Below are 26,488 nucleotides of genomic sequence, written 5' to 3'. Positions count from 1 at the left end.
TCGACAGGCAAAGACCGAAAACTCGCTGACCGTCGTACATGCTCTGACCGGGCTTCGCGGGGTCGGGAAAACCCATCTCGCCGCTGCATACGCTCGCGAATGCATTAGTGATAAATGGATCTTGGTTGCGTGGCTAAACGGTGAAGATCCAGAACAGCTCATATCGGGTCTCGCCAGCATGGCTGAACAGCTTGGCATTCGTACCTCCGATCAAGATTCTGCCACCGCAGCACGAGCAGCTCGCAATTATCTTGAAACAACCACGGATCACGCGTTGGTCGTCATCGATAACGCCGAAAAACCTGAAGAAGTTCTACCCTGGATTCCGACAGCCGGCCTGACCCAAGTTGTCATTACTACCACCCATCAGGCCTTCTCTAACACGGCGCATAATATTGACGTATCGGTTTATACCACGCAGCAAGCACAAGACTACTTGACTTCGCGGACGAATATAGCTGACCCACATGGTGCAGCGCAGGTTGCGGAGGAACTGGGATATCTTCCCCTAGCACTTGCACAAGCCGCCTGGCTAATTAACATCCGCGGTTACACCTATGCCGATTACCTTGCCCGCGTGCGCTCGGCGCCAATTTCCCATGCCCTAAGTGCGGCTCGCGGCGACTCGTACCCGCACAGCACGGCACAGTCCATTCTCCTGTCGGTTGAGCAGGCCAAAAGTAGTGATCCAGCCGGAGCCATCCACGCAGTCCTTGAGGTTCTCCCTTTCCTATCCCCCACAGGGATCCAAAAAGTACTCCTACGCCAAATCCTCCGGACGATATCGCCAGGATCTCTGGAGCAAGCACTAGGAAATCTCGCTGAAGCGTCGCTTATCACGTACAGCGTAGATCGCAGCAGTGTAATGATGCATAGGCTCGTGCAGCGAGTGTTGCGCGACAGGGACGACGACGATGAAGAATTCGAGAGAATTGCCACACAGCTCGTTGCATCCTTGAGCGATTACACATTTTCGAGTGGCGAAGCATGGCAACGGAGAAGCGATGGTCTGCACCTTTGTGAGCAGATCACATCTTTAACCCATGCTACTTCTCAGAGGTCGCGGCGTCACGGCGCAGAATGGGAACTTTTGCTGCTGCATCTCCGCTCCTGGGCTCAACGGTTCCTTTCCGAGGTCCAGGAATATGATCGATCCGTCACAATTGCCACCTCGTTGGCGAGTGACAGTAGAAAAATCCTCGGACGCGAGAACGAATTCACCATGTCGGCCTTTCACAACATTGCCCATGCCTTAGGTAAAGCTGGACAGGCTGAGGAAGCGCTAGAGATGCACCAGACGGTTACGGCTGAGCATGAGCGAATCTTCGGCGCGGACGACTTGAGAACTCTAAAGAATAGAAATTGCCTAGCCACTGCGTACGTCAATGAGGGCCGCATCGCAGAAGGTGTGGCGATTCACGAGTCTGTCCTGGCTGATCGCGAGCGACTTCTGGGCCAGGATGACCCTGACACGCTCACCTCACGCCATAATCTTGCTCACGCTTACGAATCTGCCGGTCATCACGTAAAAGCAATCGAGCTTCACAAGGCTGTTCTATCGGATCGCCTTAGGATATTTGGGCCCAACGCGCGACAAACCTTGGAAGCTCGCCACTGTTTGGCTTCTGCCTACGAAATCTCCGGCCACTTCGATGAAGCAATTCCGCTGTACAGAAAGGTGAGTGCGGATCGAGAACGCATTCTCGGGCCCGATCATCCGAGCACCCTAAACTCTCGCCGCAAGCTCGCCTCAGCCTACGCGGCGTCCGGGCGCCTAAAAGAGGCTATTGATATTCATCGCGTACTTGTACAGGAGCGAGAGGAGCTGCTGGGGGCAAAGCACCCCAGTACTCTTTCCTTCCGTGAATATTTGGCTCGAGCCTATAGCGCAGCAGGGCACCATAGTGAAGCTATCTCTACGCTCGAGTCAATTTGTGCGATTGCAGAGCAGGTGCTAGGCCCCGACCATCGATCGACTCTTAACTATCGCCACACTTTGGCCCACACATATCAGGATGCAGGAAGGGTGGAGGAATCCCTCCCTCTGCATCAAGGTGTGTACTCTCACCGAGAAAAGATACTTGGCCCCGATCACCCGCTTACACTGGATGCACAGCACTGCCTCGCTTCCGCATATGGCCAAACTCCGCATAAAAAGGAAGCCTTGCTCCTCTATCAAAAAGTACTGCAAGGACGCACACGGATCTTCGGCCCAAATGATCAAAGCACTTTGGCGGCGCGACATGGTCTTGCTCACGCTTATGAGGAGGCAGGGAAATTCGACGACGCAATGGTTTTTCACCAGGCAGTTCTAGATGACCGGCTTCGCGTGTTCGGGCCTGAGCACCCAGCAACGCTAGAGTCGCGTAATTGCCTCGCGCTAGCCTATCGAGTCGCTAACCGATTCGACGAAGCCATCACCTTGCACGAAGCCGTTGCAGCCGACCACGCACGCATCCACGGCCCCGACCACCCCGACACCCTGGCCAGTCGGCACAGTCTGGCCAACACATACCGGACCGCTAACCGGTTCGACGAAGCCGCCACCCTGCACGAAGCCGTTGCAGCCGACCACGCACGCATCTTCGGCCCCGACCATCCCCACACCCTGGCCAGCCGGCACAGTCTGGCCAAGACATACCGAGCCGCTAACCGACTCGACGAAGCCATCACCCTGCACGAAGCCGTTGCAGCCGACCACGCACGCATCCACGGCCCCGACCATCCCCACACCCTGGCCAGCCGGCGCAATCTGGCCAACACATACCGAGTCGCTAACCGATTCGACGAAGCCATCACCTTGCACGAAGCCGTTGCAGCCGACCACGCACGCATCCACGGCCCCGACCACCCAGAGACAGTGAGCAGTCAACGAGAATTGGTCGAGACCCGCCGTGCATCGAAACAGTGGAGCAAGGGGCGATTCTTGCGCTGGCTAATCCGTCGCCATGCATCGGCTGCGTGAACACGTGGGCCCGTATCAGGTCCAATAGATCTCAGGACCGCGTCTGACGGCATCCAGTGCACCCGGACCCACGCACCTCGGTCAGGATCTCATCGAAGCCGTCCCATTGCTTTTTCCCACCTGCCCCCGGCTCAGCTAACTGGAGGGGGCTGCTTGACCGTCAGCGGCAGCAGATTCATGCCTCTGACGGTACGTGACGTACTGAGGGATACACCATCAGCCCCAAACCAAGCGCGGTACCGCCGCTCAGCGTGCCTACGAGTGACAACCGGCCCTCGGCCAGGCCCGACTACGACCGCGCTCAGGTGGCCCGCAGTGGGACAAGCAACCGCTGAATAGTCAGCACCGGCTCAGCACATGGACCACGATCAGCAAGGACTAACGCGAAAGAACATCATGATCCAATTAGGCCTACAGGTCTCTTCATCTGCTCATTTGCGAAGGTCAAACGCCGCGTGCGAAGCAGCCTGCCCGAAGTACTCGACGTTCATCACGGCATTGCGCGTAGCTCCGGGAAGCCTGAACAGAGCTCCGAGGCCCCGCATCATGTCCAAGGCGGGGCCCCGGCCCTACGCGTCCCCCGGAGTCACTTCATCAGCGACTTCCTGAAGCGGCGCCAGGAGTCCACCATCGATGGAAGTTGATCAAGAGGAGCGGCTGCTTGATCCACGTCATGCGGTCCCGCTTCCAGGCAGCGGGGATACGGATGAGGAACAAGCCGTGGCCCTCCAACAAGGATGGTGAAGGCTGGAGGCGCGAGCGAGAAGTTACTTTCACTTAGGCGCTGCGAGCAGCTCACCGCTGAGCAGCCCGCGGACGGTGTGCGTGGCGGCGACGGCCCACGCGGCGACCAGGACGACGTACAACGCGCAGGCGAGCACGTCGTAGGCGACCAGCCCGGTGTGCCGGGCCAGCGCCGCCGCTCCGGTCACACAGGTGCCGACCGGGAAGGTGAACGCCCACCAGGTCATCGCGAAGCCCATCCCGTGCCGGCGGGCCCGCACCACATGCGCGGTGGCCAGGCACAGCCAGAGCAGCGCGAACCCCATGACGGGCACCCCGTACAGCACGGCGAGGACGGCGAGACCACGGCTGTCCGGGCCGGGCAGGACCCCCGGAGCGGCCTCCGCGAACTTTCCGACGGCGGTGGTGGACTGCCCGAGCGGCCCCAGGACGAGGAACAGGGTCGGGGTGAGGGCGAGGGGCAGCGGCCCGCCGGTCAGCAGCCGCGCGAACACGACCGGCAGCATGACGAGCGTGGCGAGCAGACTCAGTCCGAACAGCGCGAAGCACGCCAGGAGCAGCGTCTGCCGCGGCTGCCCGGCCGGCAGATACGGCACCAGCAGCGGCCCGAGCGCGGCGGACACCATGGGCGCGACCAGCGGCAGCAGCCACACGGGCGTCGCCTGGGCCGCCCGCACCCGATGGCGTACGGCCATCAGGTACGGGACGGCGACGGCCGCCGTGAGGGCGACGGCCGTCCCGACGGTGAACAGGACGGCGTCGAGGGCGACCGCGGCCCGGACGCCGATCCAGTCCCGGCCGACGGTGAGGGCGCCGCCCCCGACGGCCGGCAGCGCCATCGCCAGGCAGCCGTAGAACGGCGCCGTCGCCGGATCCAGCAGATGGGCGCGGGCCTGGTCGCGGTGATGGCGCCAGTGCAGGGCGCGGGCGCCGAGCAGGGCGAGCAGCAGGACGAGGGCGAGGGCCCAGCAGGCGGTGAGCAGCGGCCGCAGCCCCGGCGGGCGGACGGGGAGCGCGGCTCCCGCCGTGGCGAGGATCGCGGTTCCCATGACCGTGGCGTACCAGTTCGGTCCGAGGTGACGGACGGCGCCGGCGGGCACCCGGGGGAGGGTGTACAGGGGCTGGGCGGCGGTGACCATGCCTCCACGGTCGCCCGGCCGCCCTTCCGCGACCAGGGACTATGACTCTATGGGGACATAAGCTGGGCTTATGGGGAGTGTCGAGGAACAGCCGGCGGACGGCGGAACGGGTTCGATCGCGCACCGGGTCCCGGACCTGGGCGCGCTGGAGCTGCTGCTGGCGGTGGCACGGCTGGGCAGCCTGGGCGCGGCCGCACGGGAGCTCGGCATCACACAGCCGGCCGCGAGCAGCCGGATCCGTTCCATGGAACGCCAGCTGGGCGTCGCCCTGGTGGACCGCTCGCCACGCGGCTCCCGGCTCACGGACACCGGCGCGCTGGTGACGGACTGGGCGGGGCGGGTCGTCGAGGCGGCACGGGCGTTCGACGCGGGGGCGCAGGCGCTGCGGGTCCGCCGCGACTCGCGGCTGCGGGTGGCGGCCAGCATGACGATCGCCGAGTACCTGTTGCCCGGCTGGCTGCTCGCGCTGCGCGCCGGGCGGCCGGACACGGCGGTGTCGCTGCTCGCGGGCAACTCGGCGGCCGTCGCCGAACGGCTGCTCTCCGGGGAGGCGGACCTCGGCTTCGTGGAGGGCCTCACGGTGCCGCCCGGCCTGGACTCGGCCGTGATAGCCCACGACCATCTGATCGTCGTGGTCGCGCCCGCCCACCCGTGGGCCCGCAGGCGGCGGCCGCTGCCCGCGGCCGAGCTGGCCTCGACGCCGCTGATCCTGCGCGAGAAGGGCTCGGGGACCCGGCAGGTGCTCGACACGGCGCTGGGTGGTCTGGCCCGGCCGCTGATCGAGCTCTCCTCGACGACGGCGGTCAAGGCGGCGGCGGTCAGTGGGGCGGGGCCGGCGGTACTGAGTGAGCTGGCGGTCGGTGAGGAGCTGGGGCTGCGGCGGCTGGTGAAGGTGCCGGTGGAGGGGGTTGAGCTGGCGCGCGATCTGCGGGCGGTGTGGCCCACGGGGCATCGGCCCGCGGGGCCGGCGCGGGAGCTGTTGTCGTTGACCCGGGGGTAGGTTCTCTCGCCCCCGCCGCCCCTTCCCTTCCCGAACCTGGGGGCGGTGCCCCCAGACCCCCCTTCGGCCCCGAAAGGGCCTCGTCCTCAAACGCCGGACGGGCTGGGTCGCGCCGCTCTTACCAAGGCGTGCATGACCCGTACGTCCTCGTCCATCTCCGGGTGCCACTGGACGCCCAGCACCCAGGCCGCCGACGGTAGTTCGACGGCCTCCACGGTGCCGTCCGCCGCGTACGCCGACGGGATCAGGCCCGTGCCGAGGCGGTCCACGGCCTGGTGGTGGTAGGCCGGTACGGAGGTCTCCTCCTCGACGGCCGCCGCGTACCGCGTGCCGGGGATCGGCTTGACCGGGTGCCGGCCGAAGGCGCCGACGACCTCGGCGTGCCCCTCGATGTGCTGGGTCAGGGTGCCGCCGAGCGCGACGTTCAGCAGCTGCATGCCCCGGCAGATGCCCAGCAGCGGGAGGTCCGCCGCCAGCGCCGCCTCGATCAGGGCCAGCTCCCAGGCGTCCCGCTCCCGGGCCGGCGGCCCGGTGCGGGGGTCCGGCTCGGCGCCGTAGCGGACCGGTTCCACGTCGGGGCCGCCCGCGATCACCAGGCCGTCGAGGCGGGCCACGGCCGCCGCCGCGTGCTCGGGAGCGTCCGGCGGGAGCATCGCGGCCAGCCCGCCGGCCCGCTGCACCAGCCGCGGGTACCCGACGGGCAGCAGCGCGGCGTCCAGCGCCCACACGCTCCAGCGTGCCGCGGACTCCAGATACGTGCTGACGCCGATCAGCGGACGTGCGCCGTCCGTCATGTGCCCTCCCGCTCCCGCAAGGGATCGCCGCAATGGATCGTAGTCATACCATTTCACGTCAGGAAGCCCCTGAGCAGGGCGGCCGTCCCCGCGCAGTGCTCCCGCATCATCTCCCGCGCCCCGTCCGCGTCCCCGTCCAGCACCGCCTCCACCAGTGCGAGGTGCTGCCGCTGCGAGTGCTCCAGGTTGCGGACCAGGAGCGGGATGCAGTCGAGCAGGTCGTTCACCGTGGCCCGGACCGCCGCGTACCGCGCGGTCAGCGAGGGCGAGCCGCACAACTCGGCCAGGGTGAGGTGGAGCATCGTGTCCAGCCGGCGGTAGTCGGCCAGCGGCGCGTCCGCCGTGCGGGCCAGCGCCTCGCGCAGGCGCTCCGCCTGCTCGTCCGTCAGTCCGTGCGTCGCGCACAGGCCCGCCGCGCCCACCTCGAGCACCTCGCGGAAGCGCAGCACGTCCTCGATGTCGACCTCCGCGATCCGCCGCCGCAGCTCGTCCTCGCCGCCGGCGTCGGTACGCGGCAGCACGAACGTTCCGCCGTAACGGCCCCGGCGGGACTCGACCAGGCCCTGGTCCTGGAGGACCTTCAGCACTTCGCGCAGCGTCACCCGGCTGATCCCGAGCCGCTCCGCCAGGTCCCGTTCGGCGGGCAGCCGTTCGCCGCCCGGCACCAGGCCCAGCCGTACCACCTGGAGAATCTGCTCCAGCGCCTCCTCGAAGCCGTTCCCGGCCCGCACCGGCCGCAGTACCGGCGTCAACCGGTCGTCCGGTCCGCTGTCAGCGTCCACCGACATCTGGCCGCGCCCCCTTCCCAAGCAATGGTTCTCCGCAATACCTTATGGCTCCCGGCCCGCCCGAAGAAGACGGGGGAGCCGGGGAAGCCGAAGGAGGCCCTTCCCGTGGCAGACCGCACACCCCCGCTCGGCGTCGAGGAGCTGCACGCTCACGTCGCGAGCGGTGAGATCGACACTGTCGTCCTGGCCTTCCCCGACATGCAAGGGCGTCTCCAGGGCAAGCGGTTCGCCGCCCAGTTCTTCCTCGACGAGGTCCTCCAGCACGGCACCGAGGGCTGCAACTACCTCCTCGCCGTCGACACGGAGATGAACACCGTCGACGGGTACGCCATGTCCTCCTGGGAGAGCGGCTACGGCGACTTCGCCATGCGCCCCGACCTGTCGACCCTGCGCCGCGTGCCGTGGAACGCCGGCACCGCCCTGCTCATCGCCGACCTGACCTGGAACGACGGCTCGCCCGTGGTCGCCGCGCCGCGCCAGATCCTGCGCCGCCAGCTGGAGCGCCTCGCCGGGCACGGTTTCACCGCCCAGGTCGGCACCGAGCTGGAGTTCATCGTCTTCAAGGACAGCTACGAGGCTGCCTGGGACGCGAACTACCGCGGACTCACCCCGGTCAACCAGTACAACGTCGACTACTCGGTGCTCGGCACCGGCCGGGTCGAGCCACTGCTGCGCCGCATCCGCAACGAGATGGCCGGCGCCGGACTCACCGTCGAGTCCGCCAAGGGCGAGTGCAACCCCGGCCAGCACGAGATCGCCTTCCGCTACGACGAGGCCCTGGTCACCTGCGACCAGCACGCGATCTACAAGACCGGCGCCAAGGAGATCGCCGCCCAGGAAGGCGTCTCGCTGACCTTCATGGCCAAGTTCAACGAGCGCGAGGGCAACTCCTGCCACATCCACCTCTCGCTCACCGACGCCGGCGGCACCAACGTCATGGCCGGCGACGGGGAAGGCGGGATGTCCGACGTCATGCGGCACTTCCTCGCCGGACAGCTCGCCGCCCTGCGCGACTTCTCCCTCCTCTACGCCCCGAACATCAACTCCTACAAGCGGTTCCAGCCGGGCTCCTTCGCCCCGACCGCCGTCGCCTGGGGATACGACAACCGCACCTGCTCCCTGCGCGTCGTCGGCCACGGCCGCTCGATGCGCTTCGAGAACCGGCTGCCCGGCGGTGACGTCAACCCGCACCTCGCGGTCGCGGGCCTGGTCGCGGCAGGCCTCTACGGCATCGAACAGAAGCTGGAGCTGCCCGAGGCCTGTCCCGGCAACGCCTACACCGCCGAGTACGCACACGTCCCGACCACCCTCCGCGAGGCCGCCGAGATCTGGGCCGCCAGCCCGATCGCGCTGGCCGCGTTCGGCGAGGAGGTCGTCGCGCACTACCGCAACATGGCACGCGTCGAGCTGGAGGCCTTCGACGCGGCGGTCACCGACTGGGAGCTGCGCCGCTCCTTCGAACGCCTGTGAGCCGTCCCGCCCGTCCGTGCCGCACCCGCCCGTGAAAGGCCCTTCCGTGCCCGATCCGCACCCGCCCGAGCTGATCGTTCTCAACCCGGCCACCGAGGAGATCGTCGCCACCGTCCCGGCCGCGGACGCGGCCGACGTGGACCGCGCGGTCGCCCGCGCGAGCGCCGCCCAGCGGGCCTGGGCGGCCGCCGCCCCGGCCGACCGGGCCCGGCTGCTGCGCCGCTTCGCCGACGTCGTCGACGCACACGTCGAGGAACTGGCGCTCCTCGAGGTCCGCGAGGCCGGCCACCTCCTCGGGAACGCCCGCTGGGAGGCGGGCAACGCCCGCGATCTGCTCCTGTACGCGGCCGGCGGCGTCGAGCGGCTCCTGGGCCGCCAGATCCCCGTACCCGGCGGCTGGAACATCACCTTCCAGGAGCCGCTCGGCGTGGTCGGGGTGATCGCCCCCTGGAACTTCCCGATGCCCATCGCCGCCTGGGGCTCCTTCCCGGCCCTCGCGGCAGGCAACGCCGTCGTCCTCAAGCCCGCCGAGACCACCCCGCTCACCGCCCTGCGCCTGGCCGAACTGGCCCTGGAGGCGGGCCTGCCGGAGCACCTCTTCCAGGTGGTGCCCGGCCACGGAGCCGTCGCCGGCCGTGCGCTCGTCGACCACCCGGGCGTGGCGAAGATCGTGTTCACGGGCTCCACCCGCACCGGCCGCGAGGTCATGGAACGCTGTGCCCGGCAGGTCAAGCCGGTCACCCTGGAACTCGGCGGCAAGAGCCCCAACATCGTCTTCGCGGACGCCGACCTGAAGGCCGCGGTCGACCCGTTCTCCTTCCTCGACAACTCCGGCCAGGACTGCTGCGCCCGCACCCGCGTCCTCGTCCAGGAATCGGTCTACGACGAGGTGGCCGACCACCTGGCGCGGGAACTGGCCGCCGTGACGGTCGGCGACCCGGCCGACGCGAAGACCCGGATGGGCCCGCTGATCTCCCGTCAACAGGTCGACCGCGTACGGTCGTTCGTCCCGGACGACGCCGAGGCACTGCGCGGCACCGCGCCCGAAGGACCCGGCTTCTGGTTCCCGCCGACCGTCCTCACCGGCGCCGCACCCGATGCGCCCGCCGCCCGCGAGGAGATCTTCGGCCCCGTCGCCGTCCTGCTCCCCTTCACCGACGAGGCGGACGCGATCCGGCTCGCCGACGACACCCCCTACGGCCTCTCCGGCTCCATCTGGACCCGGGACATCGGCCGGGCGCTGCGCGTCTCCCAGGCGGTCCGGGCCGGCAACCTGTCCGTCAACTCCCACTCCAGCGTCCGCTACTGGACCCCGTTCGGCGGCTACAAGCAGTCCGGCGTCGGCCGTGAACTGGGTCCGGACGCCCTGACCGCCTTCACCGAAACCAAGAACGTCTTCATCAGCACGGAGGGCCCCGCACAGTGACCGCATCGCCTGACGAGATCATCTGCCGCCGTCTGGTCGGCCGCACCGCAGTCATCACCGGAGCCGGCAGCGGCATCGGCCTCGCCACCGCGCGCCGGCTCGCCTCCGAGGGTGCGCACGTCGTCTGCGGCGATGTCGACGAGACCCGCGGCAAGGCGGCCGCCGAGGAGGTCGGCGGGACCTTCGTGAAGGTCGACGTCACCGACCCCGAGCAGGTCGAGGCGCTGTTCAAGACCGCCTATGGCACCTACGGCAGCGTCGACATCGCCTTCAACAATGCCGGCATCTCCCCGCCCGACGACGACTCCATCCTGGAGACCGGCCTCGAGGCCTGGAAGCGCGTCCAGGAGGTCAACCTGACCTCCGTCTACCTGTGCTGCAAGGCCGCGATCCCCTACATGCGGCGCCAGGGCCGGGGCTCCATCATCAACACGGCGTCCTTCGTGGCCCGGATGGGCGCCGCCACCTCGCAGATCTCGTACACGGCGTCCAAGGGCGGAGTCCTCGCCATGTCCCGTGAACTGGGCGTGCAGTTCGCCCGGGAGGGCATCCGCGTGAACGCCCTCTGCCCGGGGCCGGTCAACACCCCGCTGCTCCAGGAGCTGTTCGCCACGGACCCGGAGCGGGCCGCCCGCCGGCTGGTGCACATTCCCGTCGGCCGGTTCGCCGAGGCCGAGGAGATCGCCGCCGCCGTCGCCTTCCTGGCCAGCGACGACTCCTCCTTCGTCAACGCCTCCGACTTCCTGGTGGACGGCGGGATCTCCGGGGCCTACGTGACCCCGCTCTAGGCCGCCGCACGGCCGGCCGCCTACAGGAAGGTCCGGCCCTCACCCCGGTAGGTCGGCACGGTCGCCGTCACCGCGTCCCCCTCGACGAGGTGCAGCACGTCGAACCGCTCGCACAGCTCACCGGCCTTCGCGTGCCGGAACCACACCTTGTCGCCGATCAGCAGATCGTCGGCGGGCGAGCCGAGCAGCGGCGTCTGCACCTCGCCCGGCCCCTCCTGGGGGTCGTACCGCAGCCCCTCGGGCAGGTACGGCACGGGCAGCCGGTCGGGCCCCGCGGCCCCGGACGCGGGATACCCGCCGCCGAGGACGGTGACGATCCCCACCCCCGGCCGCCGGACGACGGGCTGGGCGAACAGGGCAGCCGGACGGCCGCTGAAGGACGTGTAGTTGTCGAACAGACGCGGCACGTACAGCCCCGACCCGGCCGCGATCTCGGTGACCGCGTCCTCGGCGGCGGTGTGCTGCACACTGCCGGTGCCGCCGCCGTTGACGTACTCCAGATCCGGTACGACGGCCCGCACCGCGCGCACGACCGCGGCGCGGCGCTCGGCGAGCTCGCGCCGGGCGGTGGCCTGCATCAGCCGGATGGCCCGGGACCGGAAGGGCCGCCCGGCGACGGCGTCGCCGACCCCGGCGATGTGCCCCTCGTAGGCCATGATCCCCACGACCTTGAAACCGGGCCGCCGGGCGACGGCCCTCGCCACGTCGGCGACCTGGGCGGGGGAGTGCAGCGGCGAGCGCAGGGCGCCGACCCGGACCCGGCCTCGGAGGAACTTCAACGCGGTGTCCAACTCCAGGCAGACCCGGATGACTTCGCGCCCTTCGCCGCGCGCGCCGTCGATGAGGTCGAGCTGGGAGACGTCGTCGACCATGACGGTGACGGCGGCGGCGAGCTTGGGGTCGGCGGCCAGTTCGGCGAAGGCGGTGCGGTCGGCCGACGGGTAGGCGAGGAGGATGTCGTCGAACCCGGACCGGGCCAGCCACAGGGACTCGGCGAGGGTGAACGACATGATGCCGGCGAAACCGTCCTTGGCCAGGACGCGTTCCAGCAGCGTCCGGCAGCGGACGGACTTGCTGGCGACACGGATCGGCTTGCCGCCGGCCCGGCGGACCAGGTCCTCGGCGTTGGCGTCGAAGGCGTCCAGGTCCACGAGGGCGAGAGGTGCGTCGAGATGGGCGGTGGCCCGGTCGTAACGGGCCCGGTCGGCGGCGCGCGCAGTCATGAACGAAGCCTGCCAGACAGGATTACCGCAGGGTAGGGGGACGTTCCGGGCAGAAGCCCCGGGCGTCGCGGACTGGTTCCCGTTCGCCCCGCGACAAGCCGTAGAGTGACGCGCACGCACGGAGGACGGCTCCGGCCGGGCAACCGCGTCGGGATGCCGGTCCGCCGGTGCGGGTATGCGTGCCCAGGGCGGACCACCGCGTCCGCGCCGGGCCGCCCGGGCACGAGACCGACCGCCCGCGTACCAGAACGACGGCCCGGGGACGAGGAAACGGGGGGTGCATGAGCACGGAAGCACGCCGCGCCTCGGTCCCCCCGCGCCCGGACGTGCCGCCCCACCCCGGTGTCCCGCCCCGCCCCGCCACCCCGCCCCGCCCGACCCAGCCCCCGACGGCCCCGACGGACCGGGAGAGCGCCGGCCAGGCCCCCGCCGAGCCGCCGAAACGCGACCCCGAGCGCCGGGCGACCCCCGCCGCCGAGCCGCGGGAGTCCGCCGCGCCGCCTCGGACGCCGACCGGCCCACCGCGACAGCGGGCTGAGCGGGAGTCCCCGCACGGTGCGACGCCCGGCGCGTCCGGAGCGAAGGCAGCCGCCCCGGGCGAGCCCACATCCGGAGACGACTTCCCCTCCCCGGCGGACGACTTCTCGTCTCCGAGGGACGGCTTCCCGTCCTCGGGGGACGGTTTCCCTTCCTCGGGGGACGGTTCCTCCTCTGCGGGGGGCCGCTTCCCTTCGGCGGGCACGGATTCCTCCCTTCCCCGCACCGCCCCGCGCTTCACCGACCTGCGGGCCCAGCACACGGACGCCATGACCCCGCCCCCGCCGCCCGCGTCGGCCCGTTTCCCGGACATCCCGCCGCAGCCACCCCGCCCCGCCCCGGCCCCAGGCCGCGACGACGCGGGGACGCCCCCGCGAGCCGAAGAACGCCCGGCGGCCCCTCATGTGCCCCGTCCGGCCCCGCCACACGACTTCCGCCGCGCCCCCCGGCCCACCAGGCCGGCCCCCCGCCCCGCCTCCTCCGAGGACTCCCGTCCCGCAGGCCCGGGCGGCGCCGCCCCTCGCGCCGGTACGGCTGCTCCCCGTCCCACCGACGGGGAGGCCGCCCGCCCGGCCGGCCCCGAGAGCTCCCCTCCCGGGGGCCCTGCCGGTCCCCGTTCCGCCGGTCCCACGCGTGCTCGTCCCGCCGGCTCGAACGGCTCGCGTCCCGCAGGCTCGGACTTCTCCGCGGGCTCGGGCACGTACCCCAGTGGTTCGGGCAACTCCCGGCCCGCCGCCCCGGGCGACTTCTTCTCCGCGGGCTCGGGCACCCGCCCCGTCGCCCCGCCGCCTTCCCGGCCTGTCGGCCCGCCGCCGCCCTCCCGGCCCGCAGGCTCGACGGGTGCCCCCTCTGCCGCGCCCGCGTCCGACAGTGCCTGGTCGCCGTTGCCCCGGAGCTGGGTGCCCGCGCCCGGGCGGAGTCGGAGGGAGACGGAGGCGGAGGACGCCGGGGGCGGTCTGCGCGGTGACTCCCGGGCGGGCCCGGCGGTGGCCGACGACGGGCCCGCCTGGAGCCCCGGGGCGGCCGTGCGGCAGCCCGGCTTCGCCGTGCCGCCCGTTCCCGCCGCGCCTCCCGCGCCGGAGACTCCGCGGCGGACCGACGGCGGCCCGGGCGTGGCGAGCGGCCCCGATCCGTCCCTGTCCTGGAGCGCTCCCATGGCCCCGGGCGGCACCCGCGGCGCCACCCGGCCCGTGGTGACCTTCGCGCGCCCCGAGGGGTACCGGGACATGTCCGGGATCCTCGGCCGCCGGGGACGCGTCGTCGCGGCCGCCGTCTGTGTCGTCCTCGGCATGGGGCTCATCGGCGGTGCGGTCACCGGCAGTTGGCTGGTCGGGGACTCCGCGGACGCCGCCGAGCGCAGTACCTACACCACCGCCGGCGGCCTGTGGCACAACGTGCCGGTCGATCAGCTGTTCCCGCCCACGGTCGACGGGCAGGGCGCGGGTCCCGGCGGCGCCGACCGCACCTGGACGCGGATCGCCGTCGCCCCGGACGGCGACTGCGCCGGCGCCTTCGACCCGCTGCTGCTCAAGACCCTCGCCCCGGTCGGCTGCGGGCGGCTCCTGCGGGCCACCTACACCGACGCCACCCAGAGCTATGTGACCACCGTCGGTCTGCTGTTCACCACGGCCGACGCGACCGCCATGCGTGCGCTCGACACCCGCTTCACCAAGGAGAAGCTGGCGGAGCGGGCCGATCTGATGCCCCGGCCGTACGCCGTGAAGGGCACCGTCGCCGCCGCCTTCGGCGACAAGCAGCGCGCGGCGTGGACGGTCTCCGTCCTCACCGACGCACCCGTCGTCGTCTACGCCGTCTCCGGCTGGGCCGACGGCCGCGTGGTCGACACCCCGCAGTCCGCCCCGGCGGCCACCGCGACGGGCGCCACCACGGCCCCCGCGCAGGCGGGTCTCGGCAACGAGGCCCAGGGCCTCGCCGACCGCATCGAGCGCGGCCTGCGCAAGACCGCCGTCACGCCCTCGGAGCAGCCCTCATGAGCACCCGTACGAGCCGTACGACCCGCAGGGCCGGGCTCCTGTGCTGTCTCCTCGCCGCCACCGTCGCCCTCGTGCCGCCCTCCACCGCCTACGCCGACGGCATCCGTGCCAAGCAGTGGGCCCTGGAGGCCCTGCACACCCAGGAGGCCTGGCAGACCACCAAGGGCGCGGGCGTCACCGTCGCCGTCCTGGACACCGGCGTCGAGGCCGACCACCCCGACCTCACCGGCAACGTGCTCACCGGCAAGGACATGGTCGGCTTCGGAGCCGGTCCCGGTGACCGCGCGTGGGCCCGCCACGGCACCGCGATGGCCGGCATCATCGCTGGTCACGGCCATGGCAGCGGCAACGCCGACGGTGTGCTGGGCGTCGCCCCGGAGGCGAAGATCCTGCCCGTCCGCGTGATCCTGGAGGACGGCGACCCGCAGCGCACCAAGGCCCGCAACACCCGCGGCAACGCCCTCGCCGAGGGCATCCGCTGGGCCGCCGACCAGGGCGCCGACGTCATCAACCTCTCCCTGGGCGACGACTCCGCCTCCGCCCACCCCGAGCCCGCCGAGGACGAGGCCGTCCAGTACGCGCTGAAGAAGGGCTCGGTCGTCGTCGCCTCGGCCGGCAACGGCGGCGAGAAGGGCGACCACATCTCCTACCCGGCCGCCTACCCGGGCGTCATCGCCGCGACCGCCGTCGACCGCTACGGCACCCGCGCCTCCTTCTCCACCCGCCGCTGGTACGCCACGGTCAGCGCGCCCGGCGTCGACGTCGTGATCGCGGACCCGGACCACAAGTACTACGAGGGCTGGGGGACCAGCGCCGCTTCCGCCTTCGTCTCGGGGGCCGTGGCGCTCATCAAGGGCGCCCGGCCCGGCCTCACCCCGGCCCAGATCAAGAAGCTCCTGGAGGACACCGCCCGCAACGCCCCCACCGGCGGGCGCGACGACTCCCGCGGCTTCGGGTTCATCGACCCGGCCGCCGCGATCACGGCCGCCGCCGACCTCAAGCCGGAGGGCCTGCAATCGGCGGCCTACGGCGAGCGGTACTTCGGCTCCGGCCCGGACAAGCCGAAGGCGGACGACGACACGGCCGACTGGGCGGGGCCGCTGGCGGGCGGTGCCGGGGGAGTGCTGCTGGTGGCGGCGGTCGTCCTGTGGCGCGGCCGCCGCGAGCGCGACCGGCCCGGGGCCTACGAGACGCTCCAGCCCTGACGAGGCCCGCCGGCTAGTCGGCGGCGGACGGCGAGGCCGACGCGGCGGCAGACGCGGAGGCCGCTGTCGAGGCGCCACCGTCCCGCAGCGCCGACACCGCCGTCCGCGCCACCTTCTCGACCAGCGAGATCCCGGCCGTCTGCGTCGCGTTGCCGTTCGACAGCACGGCCACCAGGGTGTCGTGGCCGTCGACGGTCACCCGGCCGATGCTGTTGATGTCCCACAGCCCGGTCGTGCTGCGCGCCAGCCAGCCGTTCTTCAACGCCCACGAGGACCCGTCGGCCGCTGCCGAGACTCCCCACCGCTGGTCGACGGCTATCTGCCCCATCAGGCCCCGGAGGTACGTCCGCGACGCCTCGCTCAGCTCCGAGTCGTCCCCGAAGACCTCCTGGAGCAGGGTGAGCTGATCGGCGGCCGTGGTCTGCGTCAGCCCCCACAGCATGTCGTCGCCGCCCGCGGTGTCCGTCAGCCCGAACCGCTCGTTCGCGGCGTCGAGCCCCTGCGCCTTCCCGATGATCCGCCACAGCGCCGACGCGGAGTCGTTGTCACTGTTCTCGATCATCGCGGTGGCGTACGTCTTCTCGGCCGCGCTGAGACGCCGGTCCGCGTCCTGTGCCTGGAGCAGCAGCGTCGCCAGGATGTCCACCTTGACGATGCTCGCCGTGTCGAAGGCGCTCTCGCCGTAGGTGGCGTTGTCACCGGAGCCGAGGTCGAGCACGGCCACGGACACGGCCGCGTCGCCCGGTACGGTCACCGACTTCATCGCGGACGCCAGCAGCGCGTCGTGGTCCACCTCGGGCGCCGCCACCGTCTCCACCGACACCTCTCCGCTCCCCGAACCGGACGCCGACGGCGTCGCGGAGGACGACGATACGACTCCCGTACCCGAGTGCGCCTGTGCCTTCACATAAACGGTCCCGCCCGCCGTCGCCCCGAGGACGGCGACCGTGGCGAGTGCCGTGCAGAGGAGCGGACGGCGCCGGGAGGGTCGAGCGCGGCGGTTGCGACGTGCTCTGGAGGACTCCATGACCGTCGATGCTCGGGGCGGCGACTGTGCGCACCGTTAGACGGAGGTTAGAGGCACGTCAGGGAAGTCTGAGAATCCGGTGAAAGGCGTCACCGCCGTGTTTCGGGCCCCGCACAAGCGCAGCATCATCCCCCCGATAGGGTCGACGACCGTGGCGAACAAGAACATTCCCGACTCCGGCTTCTCCGACGACGACGGCTCCGCCGACCCCCGGCTGAGCGAGGCGCTCGCCGCCTGGGCCGAGGACCGCACCGCCGTGGGCCCGGTCCTGGCGGCCCTCAAGGGCGCCCGGCTCCTGGTGCCCGTGGTGGCCGTGCTGGGCGAGGTGGAGGTGGACGAGAAGGGTCTGCGCCGCGAGAAGACCAGTGACATGGCGGTGCCCACGCTGAAGGCGGGCGGTCGCACCGCGCTGCCCGCGTTCACGTCCACGGACTCGCTCGCCCGCTGGGATCCGGAGGCCCGCCCGGTCGCCGTACCGCTGCACCAGGCGCTCCAGGCCGCCGCCCACGAGAAGGCCGACACGGTCGTCCTCGACCTGGCGGGACCGGTGGCCTTCGAACTGACCGGACCGGCGCTGCTGGCACTCGCCGAGGGCCGTACGTCGGCCGACCCGCTCGCCGATCCGGCGGTGCGGGCGGCGGTACGGGCTGCCGTGGCCGCCGAACCGTCGGTCCTCAGCGCCCACCTCGGGCCGGGGCAGGCGGACGGCACCCTCGCCCTCGTCCTCGACCCGGCCGCCGTCCCCGCCGAGGCGGCCCGGGCGGTGGCCGGGCGGCTCGCCGCCGACGAGACACTGAGGGCCCGCCTGGTGCGCGGCCTCGACCTGGCACTGCTGCCGGCCGGGACGACGCCTCCGGGCGAGCCCCTGTACGTGAAGAACTGAACCGGCGGTTGCGCCGGACCGGCGGAGAAGCGGAGAAGCCGGCTCAGCCGTAGATCGAAGCCGGCTCAGCCGTAGACCGGGCCCGTGTACTTCTCGCCCGGGCCCTGGCCCGGCTCGTCCGGGACGATCGACGCCTCGCGGAACGCCAGCTGGAGCGACTTCAGACCGTCGCGCAGCGGCGCCGCGTGGAAGGAGCTGATCTCGGTCGCGCTGCCGTCCAGCAGGCCGGCGAGGGCGTGGATGAGCTTGCGGGCCTCGTCGAGGTCCTTGTACTTGTCGCCCTCCTCGGTGAGCCCCAGCTTCACGGCGGCGGCGCTCATCAGGTTGACGGCGACCGTCACGATCACCTCGACGGCGGGGACCTCGGCGATGTCGCGGGTCATCTCGTCGAAGTCGGGGGCGCCGGGGGTCTCGGCGGGGCCGGCGGGGGAGGAGTCACTCATGCCCCACACGATAGGCGCAGGCCGGCCCGGTCTCCGTACCGAGGCTCGATTGGCCGTTCCTGGCGCAGACTGCTAATCTCGTGTAACGACCGGTCGGACACGCGTGCCCCTCAGCAGGCGGGCCCGGCCCACAAGTGGAGGCTCCGAACTCCCACCCGACTGTCCTCACGGACGGCGGGTCACCCCGGTCAGGCGGCCACCATCGTTCCGTACGGACGATGGAGTCGCCCGGTAGTGCGCCCCGCGTTCACGCGGCGGTGCTCCGGTAGTGCTTGGAGCCCCGCATGTGATCGTCCGGGGCATTTTTTTGTGCTTCGGCGTGGTTACAGGACTAACAACCAAGACGTTACGCGGCCGTTCGCCAGACCGCCGCGTGGTGCTATCTAGGAGGATCCATCAGCGCCGAGCCCCGCATCAACGACCGGATTCGCGTTCCAGAGGTGCGACTTGTCGGTCCCAGTGGCGAGCAGGTGGGCATCGTCCCCCTGGCCAAGGCACTGGAGCTTGCCCAGGAGTACGACCTGGACCTGGTCGAGGTCGCGGCGACAGCCCGCCCCCCGGTCTGCAAGCTCATGGACTACGGGAAGTTCAAGTACGAGTCGGCCATGAAGGCCCGTGAGGCGCGCAAGAACCAGGCGCACACGGTCATCAAGGAGATGAAGCTCCGGCCGAAGATCGACCCGCACGACTATGACACCAAAAAGGGTCACGTCGTTCGGTTCCTCAAGCAGGGCGACAAGGTCAAGATCACGATCATGTTCCGCGGTCGTGAGCAGTCCCGGCCCGAGCTGGGCTACCGGCTGCTGCAGCGTCTCGCGGAGGACGTCCAGGACCTCGGGTTCATCGAGTCGAACCCGAAGCAGGACGGCCGAAACATGATCATGGTTCTCGGTCCGCACAAGAAGAAGACCGAGGCGATGGCCGAGGCCCGTCAGGCGCAGGAGGCCCGCAAGGCCGAGGCGAAGGCCAACCCGGGTCGTTCGCAGAACGCCGCGGATGCCGACGCCGTCAACGCCGAGGGCGACGTCGACACCGACGTCGTGAGCACCGAGGCTGACGCCGAGGCCCCTGCCGAGGCTTCCGCCGAGGCGTGATCCGCGGGACGCGAGTCCCAAGGACGTAACCGATACAAGCGACGTTCCACCGTGCCCGGTTTCACGACCGGGCACCGGAACGCCACCGACGAGGAGATAACGGCGCTATGCCGAAGAACAAGTCGCACAGCGGTGCCAGCAAGCGCTTCAAGATCACCGGCTCCGGCAAGGTGCTCCGCGAGCGTGCCGGCAAGCGCCACCTGCTCGAGCACAAGTCGTCCCGCGTGACGCGCCGCCTCACCGGCACCGCCGAGATGGCCCCGGGCGACGCCGCGAAGATCAAGAAGCTTCTCGGCAAGTGACGTCGGGCGCGTGACGCGCGCCTGATGACAGACCGGGACCCCATCGATTCCGGGTCGTGTGAGTCCCACCACGGCCCCGCTACAAGGAGTTAAACAAGTGGCACGCGTCAAGCGGGCAGTCAACGCCCACAAGAAGCGCCGGGCGATCCTCGAGGCCGCCAAGGGTTACCGCGGGCAGCGTTCGCGCCTGTACCGCAAGGCCAAGGAGCAGGTCACCCACTCGCTGGTCTACAACTACAACGACCGCAAGAAGCGCAAGGGCGACTTCCGTCGGCTGTGGATCCAGCGCATCAACGCGGCTGCCCGCGCCAACGGCATCACGTACAACCGCTTCATCCAGGGTCTGAACGCCGCGAACATCGAGGTCGACCGCAAGATCCTCGCCGAGCTGGCCGTGAACGACGCCACCGCGTTCGCCGCGCTGGTCGAGGTCGCGCAGAAGGCCCTCCCGGCGGACGTGAACGCGCCCAAGGCCGCGTGACGCTGCGCTGGCCTTAGGCCGACGTGAAAGGACCCGCAGGTTTGACGGCCTGCGGGTCCTTTGCTTCTGCCCCGTTGCGGCCGTCGTCCGGGTTCGGGCCGTCGGTGGCTGGTCGCGCAGTTCCCCGCGCCCCCGAGGGGTCGCAGTCGTCCCTCGCTGCCATGCGAGCTGCACGGATATCGAAGGTGAACCAGAACATGCCCGCCGCCAGCCCCGAGCCGATCTCCCCCCGCTCGCCCCGGGTCTCCGCCGCCCGGCGGCTAGCCAAGCGGAACTTCCGGGGCAAGGAACGGCTGTTTCTCGCGGAGGGGCCGCAGGCCGTGCGGGAGGCGGCCGCGCACCGGGCCGGCGGCGACGCGACCCTCGTGGAGCTGTTCGCCACCGTCGAGGCCGCGGAGCGGTACGCCGACATCATCGGCGAGGCCCGCGCCGTCGGCGCCCGGGTGCACCTCGCCGACGAACAGGTCATCGAGGACATCTCCACCACGGTGACCCCGCAGGGGCTGGTCGGCATCTGCCGGTTCCTGGACACGCCCTTCGAGGAGATCCTCGCCGCCCGGCCGAAGCTGGTCGCCGTCCTGGCCCATGTGCGCGACCCCGGCAACGCCGGCACCGTCCTGCGGTGCGCGGACGCCGCGGGCGCCGACGCCGTCGTCCTGACCGACGCCTCCGTCGACCTCTACAACCCCAAGGCCGTCCGCGCCTCCGTGGGCTCCCTCTTCCACCTCCCCGTGGCGGTCGGGGTCCCCGTCGAACAGGCCGTGGCCGGGCTGAAGGACGCCGGAGTGCGGATCCTCGCCGCCGACGGCGCCGGGGACGACGACCTCGACGACGAGCTGGACAAGCGGACGATGGGCGGGCCCACGGCGTGGGTGTTCGGGAACGAGGCCTGGGGGCTCCCGGAGGAGACCCGGGACCTCGCGGACGCCGTCGTGCGGGTTCCGATCCACGGGAAGGCCGAGAGCCTGAACCTCGCGACCGCCGCCGCCGTATGTCTCTATGCATCGGCCCGTGCACAGCGCGCCTCCGGAGGGTGCCGCTCCGTCACCGAGAGCTAGTAGGGTGACCAGCTCGGGGGCCCCTCAGTCGTCTGAGAGGTGGGGTACGGGGAATGAGCGTCGGCATGAGCGGTACACGGGATACGCAGGCCGTCCCCGACGCCTCCGCACCCCGGCCGGCCGGTGACCTCACCGGTCTCGGCATCGACCCCGACGACCTGCCCGACGGGCTCGTGGTCGCCGACGAACACGGGCACGTCGTCTGCTTCAACGCCGCCGCCCAGCGCATCACCGCCGTGTCCGCCTCGGACGCCCTCGGACAGCGGCTGGAGAAGGCGCTGCCGCTGGAGGACCTCGAAGGCCGCCGCTGGTGGCAGCTGACCGACCCCTACGGCGGCCTCGCCATCCGGGTCGGACAGCCCGAGCGCAACCTGCTGCTGCCGGGCGGTCGCGAGGTGCTCGTCACGGTGCGGTACGTCCGCGGCGAACCCACCGGACCGGTCCGCCGGGTCGTCGTCTCGATCCGCGACACCGAGGCCCGCCGCCGCACCGAACGCAGCCACGCCGAGCTGATCGCCACCGTCGCCCACGAGCTGCGCTCCCCCCTCACCTCGGTCAAGGGCTTCACCGCCACCCTGCTCGCCAAGTGGTCGAGGTTCACCGACGACCAGAAGCGGCTGATGCTGGAGACCGTCGACGCCGACGCGGACCGGGTCACCCGCCTCATCGCCGAGCTGCTCGACATCTCGCGCATCGACTCGGGACGGCTGGAGCTGCGCCGTCAGCCCGTCGACATGGGCGCGGCCGTGGGCCGGCACATCCAGGCCTACGTCGCCGCCGGACAGCCCGCCGACCGGTTCCTGCTGCGTCTCGAGCAGCCGTTGCCCGCCCTGTGGGCGGACCCCGACAAGGTCGACCAGGTGCTCAGCAACCTCATCGAAAATGCGGTGCGCCACGGCGAGGGAACCGTCACGATCGATGTCACGCCCGCCGCGTCCCCCCGTGAGGGAGAGGACACCGGCACGTCGGTCACCGTGAGCGACGAGGGCGCCGGCATCCCGGAGGAGTCCATGAACCGCGTCTTCACCCGCTTCTGGCGGGGCAGCAAGCGCGGCGGCACGGGCCTCGGGCTGTACATCGTCAAGGGCATCGTCGAAGCCCACGGCGGCGTCATCACGGTCGGCCGCGCCCCCGGCGGCGGCGCCGAGTTCCGATTTACGTTGCCCGTGAGCACCCCGGCGTATCTCACCTGAGAACCGGCCGGGCAGCCCGCGGGCGCATCCGTATACCTCCACCCCGTTAGACTCGGCCTTTGGCACCTTTGTGTCCCATGGACGGCCCTCTGACCTCTGCGTGAGTCGGTGACGGGGACCTTCAGCCAGCCAACCGGAAGCACGGGAAGAGATGTCGGCACCGAATAAGTCGTACGACCCGGTAGAGGTCGAGGCCTTGAAACCGGAAGAGATCGAGCGCATGCGGGACGGGGCGCTCGCCGCCTTCGCCGCCGCGGACTCCCTCGAAGCGCTCCAGGAGGCCAAGGTCGCGCACACCGGCGGCACCTCCCCGCTGGCCCTGGCCAACCGCGAGATCGGCGCGCTGCCGCCGCACGCCAAGGCGGCCGCCGGCAAGCTGGTGGGCCAGGCCCGGGGCGCCGTGAACAAGGCCCTCGCCGCCCGCCAGGAGGAGCTCGAGGCCGAGCGTGACCAGCGCGTGCTGGTCGAGGAGGCGGTGGACGTCACACTGCCGTACGACCGCGTACCGGCCGGCGCCCGCCACCCGCTCACCACGCTGTCGGAGCGCATCGAGGACGTCTTCGTGGCCATGGGCTACGAGGTCGCCGAGGGCCCGCAGGTCGAGGCCGAGTGGTTCAACTTCGACGCGCTCAACATCGGCCCGGACCACCCGGCCCGCGGCGAGGCCGACACGTTCTTCGTGCAGGGCCCGCAGGGCGGCACCGAGTCCGGTGTCGTGCTGCGCACCCACACCTCGCCGGTCCAGATCCGCTCGCTGCTCGGCCGCGAGCTGCCGGTGTACGTGATCTGCCCCGGCCGCGTGTACCGCACCGATGAGCTGGACGCGACGCACACCCCGGTCTTCCACCAGGTCGAGCTGCTGGCCGTGGACGAGGGCCTGACCATGGCCGACCTCAAGGGCACCCTGGACCACATGGTCCAGTCGCTGTTCGGCGAGGGCATGAAGACCCGGCTGCGGCCGAACTTCTTCCCCTTCACCGAGCCGTCCGCCGAGATGGACATGGTGTGCTACGTCTGCCGCGGCGAGTCCGTCGGCAACCCCGACCGGCCCTGCCGCACCTGTTCCAGCGAGGGCTGGATCGAGCTCGGCGGCTGCGGCATGGTCAACCCCAAGGTGCTGGCCGCCTGCGGCGTCGACCCGGAGAAGTACAGCGGGTTCGCCTTCGGGTTCGGCATCGAGCGGATGCTGATGTTCCGCCACAACGTCGAAGACATGCGAGACATGGTCGAGGGTGACGTCCGGTTCACCCGGCCGTTCGGGATGGAGATCTGATGCGGGTCCCGCTTTCCTGGCTGCGGGAGTACGTCGACCTGCCGGCCACCGAGACCGGCCGTGACGTGCAGGCCAAGCTCGTGTCGGCGGGCCTCGAGGTGGAGACCGTCGAGCCTCTCGGAGCCGACCTCAAGGGCCCCCTCGTCGTGGGCCAGGTGCTCACCATCGAGGAGCTGGAGGGCTTCAAGAAGCCGATCCGCTTCTGCACCGTCGACGTCGGCACCGCCAACGGCACCGGTGAGCCCCAGGAGATCGTCTGCGGCGCCCGCAACTTCGCCGTCGGCGACAAGGTCGTCGTGGTCCTCCCGGGCGCCGTCCTGCCCGGCGATTTCGCGATCGCCGCGCGCAAGACGTACGGCAGGACCTCCCACGGCATGATCTGCTCCGGCGACGAGCTGGGCATGGGCGACGACGGCAGCCACGGCATCATCGTGCTGCCGCCGGAGACCGAGGTCGGCAAGGACGCCATCGAGCTGCTCGAGCTGGTCGACGAGGTCCTGGACATCGCCGTCACCGCCAACCGCGGCGACTGCCTGTCCATCCGCGGTGTCGCCCGCGAGGTCGCCATCGCCTACGGTCTGCCGCTGCGCGACCCGGCGCTGATCGACGTACCGGCGCCGAACGCCTTCGGCTACCCGGTGCAGGTCTCCGAGCCGATGGGCTGCGACCGCTTCACCGCCCGCACCGTCACCGGTCTGAGCCCCGAGGCGCGCTCCCCGATCTGGCTGACGCGACGGCTCCAGAAGGTCGGCATGCGCCCGATCTCGCTCGCCGTCGACATCACCAACTACGTGATGATGGAGATCGGCCAGCCGCTGCACGCCTACGACCGTTCGCTGGTCCAGGGCACCATCGGCGTGCGCCGGGCCGGCGAGGGCGAGCGGATCGTCACCCTCGACGGGGTGACGCGGGAGCTGCACGCCGAGGACCTGGTGATCACCGACGACCGCGGTCCCATCGGCCTCGCCGGCGTCATGGGCGGCGCCAACACCGAGATCGCCGATCACGAGGCCGCCGAGAACGGCGGCGCCTCGACGACCGACGTGGTCATCGAGGCCGCCCATTTCAACGCGGTGTCGATCGCTCGTACGGCCCGCCGGCACAAGCTGTCCTCCGAGGCGTCCAGGCGCTTCGAGCGTGGTGTCGACCCGCAGGCCGCGGCGGCCGCCGCGCAGCGCACGGTCGACCTGCTGGTCCTGCTCGCCGGCGGTACGGCCGACGCGGGCGTCACGGAGATCATCGCCCCCTCCGGCCCGCACACGATCAGCGTCCCGGCGAACCACCCGGACAAGGTCGCGGGCGTGGAGTACGGTCGGGAGACCGTCGTCCGCCGTCTCCAGGAGATCGGCTGCGACGTGTACGGGCAGGACGAGCTGATCGTCTCCGTCCCGTCCTGGCGGCCCGACCTCGCCGAGGTCAACGACCTCGCGGAGGAGGTCATCCGGCTGGAGGGCTACGAGAACCTGCCCTCCACGCTGCCCAAGCCGCCCTCCGGCCGCGGTCTCACCCACCGCCAGCGGCTGCACCGCCGCGTCGGCCGCGCCCTGGCCGGCTCCGGCTATGTCGAGGCGCCGAACTACCCGTTCATCGCCGAGCAGGTCTTCGACCAGCTCGGCCTGGACGCCGACGACCCGGCCCGCCGTGTCGTCCGGTTGACGAACCCGCTCAACGACGAGGAGCCCGCGCTCCGTACGTCGCTGCTGCCGGGCCTGCTGGCCGCCCTGCGCCGCAACGACGGCCGGGGCTCGCACGACCTGGCGCTCTTCGAGACCGGGCTGGTCTTCCTCCCGCAGGAGGAGCAGCGCGTCGCCGGGCATCTGCCCGTCGACCGCCGCCCCACCGAGGAGGAGATCGCGTCCCTGGACGCCGTGCTGCCCGCGCAGCCGCGCCATGTCGCCGTCGTTCTCGCGGGCGCCCGCGAGCAGGCCGGCTGGTGGGGCAAGGGCCGCCCCGCGGACTGGGCCGACGCCGTCGAGGCGGCGCGCGCCGTCGCCCGTGAGGCGGGGGCCGAACTGGTCGTCCGCAGCGGCCAGTACGGGCCGTGGCACCCGGGCCGGTGCGCCGAGCTGCTGGTCGTCGTCGACGGTGCCGAGCGCGTCGTGGGCCACGCCGGTGAGCTGCACCCGCGGGTGCTGAAGGCCCTGGGGCTGCCCTCGCGCACCTCCGCGATGGAGCTGGACCTGGACGTGCTGGAGCAGGTCGGCGACGACACGCCCCAGGCGCCGAGCATCTCGACGTTCCCGGTGGCCACGCAGGACGTCGCCCTCGTCGTCGACAGGTTCGTCCCGCACGCCGACGTCGAGGCCGCGCTGCGCGATGGCGCGGGTGAACTGCTGGAGGGGATCCGGCTGTTCGACGTGTACGAGAACGCGGAGCAGCTCGGTGAGGGGCGGAAGTCGCTCGCGTACGCGTTGCGCTTCCGCGCGGACGACCGGACGCTGACCGTCGACGAGGCGTCGGCCGCGAGGGATGCGGCCGTTGCCCTGGCGGGCGAGCGTACGGGAGCGGTGCTGCGCGGTTAGGCGGCGGGGGAGCCGCGGTTCGCGGCCGACCGCGACGTCGTCGCGGCTGGTCGCGCGGTTCCCCGACCCCTGGGGGCGCTTCCTCGGTTACCTCACTCCTTCGGATGAGATCTCCTGGTGATCTGGCCTTCCGGGCCGT

General features: G+C 70.9%; 21 protein-coding genes. 15 read left to right on the top strand and 6 right to left on the bottom strand.

From position 1 onward, the window contains the following. Nucleotides 1-178 precede the first annotated feature (178 nt). A complete protein-coding gene (locus ACFVYS_RS18235; RefSeq protein WP_389503118.1) occupies nucleotides 179-2,965 on the top strand; it encodes a tetratricopeptide repeat protein in 2,787 nt (928 codons plus the stop codon). A gap of 773 nt (nucleotides 2,966-3,738) precedes the next feature. On the opposite strand, the gene ACFVYS_RS18230 is transcribed toward ACFVYS_RS18235, so the two are convergent. Further along, nucleotides 3,739-4,848 (bottom strand): TDT family transporter, encoded by a 1,110-nt coding sequence (locus ACFVYS_RS18230; protein WP_389503116.1) that lies wholly within the window; start codon nucleotides 4,846-4,848, stop codon nucleotides 3,739-3,741. Between the two features lie 70 nt (nucleotides 4,849-4,918). On the opposite strand from ACFVYS_RS18230, the gene ACFVYS_RS18225 reads away from it, so the two are divergent. After that, entirely contained in the window at nucleotides 4,919-5,848 is a 930-nt protein-coding gene (locus tag ACFVYS_RS18225; protein WP_389503114.1) for a LysR family transcriptional regulator, read from the top strand. An 86-nt stretch (nucleotides 5,849-5,934) separates the two neighbouring features. Here ACFVYS_RS18225 and ACFVYS_RS18220 read toward each other — a convergent pair whose 3' ends face one another. Both ACFVYS_RS18220 and ACFVYS_RS18215 read right to left on the bottom strand, forming a co-directional pair. Beyond that, nucleotides 5,935-6,642 (bottom strand): gamma-glutamyl-gamma-aminobutyrate hydrolase family protein, encoded by a 708-nt coding sequence (locus tag ACFVYS_RS18220; RefSeq protein WP_389503112.1) that lies wholly within the window; start codon nucleotides 6,640-6,642, stop codon nucleotides 5,935-5,937. Nucleotides 6,643-6,695: 53 nt separating this feature from the next. Further along, nucleotides 6,696-7,430, bottom strand: a complete 735-nt coding sequence (locus ACFVYS_RS18215; protein WP_389503110.1) for a FadR/GntR family transcriptional regulator — start codon at nucleotides 7,428-7,430, stop codon at nucleotides 6,696-6,698. Between the two features lie 105 nt (nucleotides 7,431-7,535). Here ACFVYS_RS18215 and ACFVYS_RS18210 point away from each other — a divergent pair, with 105 nt between their 5' ends. The 3 genes from ACFVYS_RS18210 to ACFVYS_RS18200 are packed head-to-tail and all read left to right on the top strand — an operon-like array spanning nucleotide 7,536 to nucleotide 11,114. Further along, on the top strand, nucleotides 7,536-8,900 hold the full coding sequence (locus ACFVYS_RS18210; RefSeq protein ID WP_389503108.1) for a glutamine synthetase family protein: 1,365 nt from the start codon (nucleotides 7,536-7,538) through the stop codon (nucleotides 8,898-8,900). A 46-nt stretch (nucleotides 8,901-8,946) separates the two neighbouring features. After that, a complete protein-coding gene (locus tag ACFVYS_RS18205; RefSeq protein WP_389503106.1) occupies nucleotides 8,947-10,326 on the top strand; it encodes an aldehyde dehydrogenase family protein in 1,380 nt (459 codons plus the stop codon). Continuing rightward, nucleotides 10,323-11,114, top strand: coding sequence for a 3-oxoacyl-ACP reductase (locus ACFVYS_RS18200; protein ID WP_389503104.1), 792 nt, complete (start codon nucleotides 10,323-10,325; stop codon nucleotides 11,112-11,114). Before ACFVYS_RS18205 ends, ACFVYS_RS18200 begins: the two co-directional genes overlap by 4 nt. Nucleotides 11,115-11,134: 20 nt before the next feature. Here the strand turns inward: ACFVYS_RS18200 and ACFVYS_RS18195 are convergent, their stop codons facing one another. Next, nucleotides 11,135-12,337, bottom strand: a complete 1,203-nt coding sequence (locus ACFVYS_RS18195; protein ID WP_389503102.1) for an amino acid deaminase/aldolase — start codon at nucleotides 12,335-12,337, stop codon at nucleotides 11,135-11,137. A gap of 1,436 nt (nucleotides 12,338-13,773) precedes the next feature. Here ACFVYS_RS18195 and ACFVYS_RS18190 point away from each other — a divergent pair. Then, entirely contained in the window at nucleotides 13,774-14,868 is a 1,095-nt protein-coding gene (locus ACFVYS_RS18190; RefSeq protein ID WP_389503100.1) for a hypothetical protein, read from the top strand. Beyond that, nucleotides 14,865-16,073: a type VII secretion-associated serine protease mycosin gene (mycP, locus tag ACFVYS_RS18185; RefSeq protein WP_389503098.1), complete on the top strand. Its 1,209-nt coding sequence runs from the start codon at nucleotides 14,865-14,867 to the stop codon at nucleotides 16,071-16,073. The genes ACFVYS_RS18190 and mycP overlap by 4 nt, the downstream gene beginning before the upstream one ends. Nucleotides 16,074-16,086: 13 nt before the next feature. On the opposite strand, the gene ACFVYS_RS18180 is transcribed toward mycP, so the two are convergent. Continuing rightward, nucleotides 16,087-17,100: a serine hydrolase gene (locus ACFVYS_RS18180; RefSeq protein WP_389503096.1), complete on the bottom strand. Its 1,014-nt coding sequence runs from the start codon at nucleotides 17,098-17,100 to the stop codon at nucleotides 16,087-16,089. A 151-nt stretch (nucleotides 17,101-17,251) separates the two neighbouring features. Here ACFVYS_RS18180 and ACFVYS_RS18175 point away from each other — a divergent pair, with 151 nt between their 5' ends. Further along, on the top strand, nucleotides 17,252-17,983 hold the full coding sequence (locus ACFVYS_RS18175; RefSeq protein WP_389503095.1) for an SseB family protein: 732 nt from the start codon (nucleotides 17,252-17,254) through the stop codon (nucleotides 17,981-17,983). A gap of 65 nt (nucleotides 17,984-18,048) precedes the next feature. On the opposite strand, the gene ACFVYS_RS18170 is transcribed toward ACFVYS_RS18175, so the two are convergent. Next, nucleotides 18,049-18,426, bottom strand: a complete 378-nt coding sequence (locus ACFVYS_RS18170; RefSeq protein WP_389503094.1) for a DUF1844 domain-containing protein — start codon at nucleotides 18,424-18,426, stop codon at nucleotides 18,049-18,051. A gap of 395 nt (nucleotides 18,427-18,821) precedes the next feature. On the opposite strand from ACFVYS_RS18170, the gene infC reads away from it, so the two are divergent. The 7 genes from infC to pheT all read left to right on the top strand — a co-directional run bounded on the left by infC (nucleotide 18,822) and on the right by pheT (nucleotide 26,349). Next, nucleotides 18,822-19,520: a translation initiation factor IF-3 gene (infC, locus tag ACFVYS_RS18165; RefSeq protein WP_389503265.1), complete on the top strand. Its 699-nt coding sequence runs from the start codon at nucleotides 18,822-18,824 to the stop codon at nucleotides 19,518-19,520. A 107-nt stretch (nucleotides 19,521-19,627) separates the two neighbouring features. Next, nucleotides 19,628-19,822 (top strand): 50S ribosomal protein L35, encoded by a 195-nt coding sequence (gene rpmI / locus ACFVYS_RS18160; protein WP_006374321.1) that lies wholly within the window; start codon nucleotides 19,628-19,630, stop codon nucleotides 19,820-19,822. A gap of 97 nt (nucleotides 19,823-19,919) precedes the next feature. Then, the gene (gene rplT / locus ACFVYS_RS18155; protein WP_319094073.1) at nucleotides 19,920-20,303 is read left to right on the top strand and encodes a 50S ribosomal protein L20; all 384 of its coding nucleotides are present in this window, start codon (nucleotides 19,920-19,922) and stop codon (nucleotides 20,301-20,303) included. 197 nt (nucleotides 20,304-20,500) lie between these two features. Further along, the gene (locus ACFVYS_RS18150; protein WP_389503091.1) at nucleotides 20,501-21,361 is read left to right on the top strand and encodes a TrmH family RNA methyltransferase; all 861 of its coding nucleotides are present in this window, start codon (nucleotides 20,501-20,503) and stop codon (nucleotides 21,359-21,361) included. Nucleotides 21,362-21,414: 53 nt separating this feature from the next. Beyond that, nucleotides 21,415-22,554 (top strand): ATP-binding protein, encoded by a 1,140-nt coding sequence (locus ACFVYS_RS18145; protein ID WP_389503089.1) that lies wholly within the window; start codon nucleotides 21,415-21,417, stop codon nucleotides 22,552-22,554. A gap of 151 nt (nucleotides 22,555-22,705) precedes the next feature. Continuing rightward, the gene (pheS, locus tag ACFVYS_RS18140) at nucleotides 22,706-23,827 is read left to right on the top strand and encodes a phenylalanine--tRNA ligase subunit alpha (protein WP_389503087.1); all 1,122 of its coding nucleotides are present in this window, start codon (nucleotides 22,706-22,708) and stop codon (nucleotides 23,825-23,827) included. Then, on the top strand, nucleotides 23,827-26,349 hold the full coding sequence (gene pheT, locus ACFVYS_RS18135; RefSeq protein ID WP_389503085.1) for a phenylalanine--tRNA ligase subunit beta: 2,523 nt from the start codon (nucleotides 23,827-23,829) through the stop codon (nucleotides 26,347-26,349). Before pheS ends, pheT begins: the two co-directional genes overlap by 1 nt. The last annotated feature ends 139 nt before the right edge of the window (nucleotides 26,350-26,488 follow it).

Origin of the sequence: Streptomyces sp. NPDC058295 (genome assembly GCF_042880655.1) — a bacterium.
Classification (GTDB): domain Bacteria; phylum Actinomycetota; class Actinomycetes; order Streptomycetales; family Streptomycetaceae; genus Streptomyces; species Streptomyces coriariae.
The sequence above is the reverse complement of the archived record's forward strand: the minus strand, read 5'-3'. Positions and strand labels throughout refer to the sequence as shown.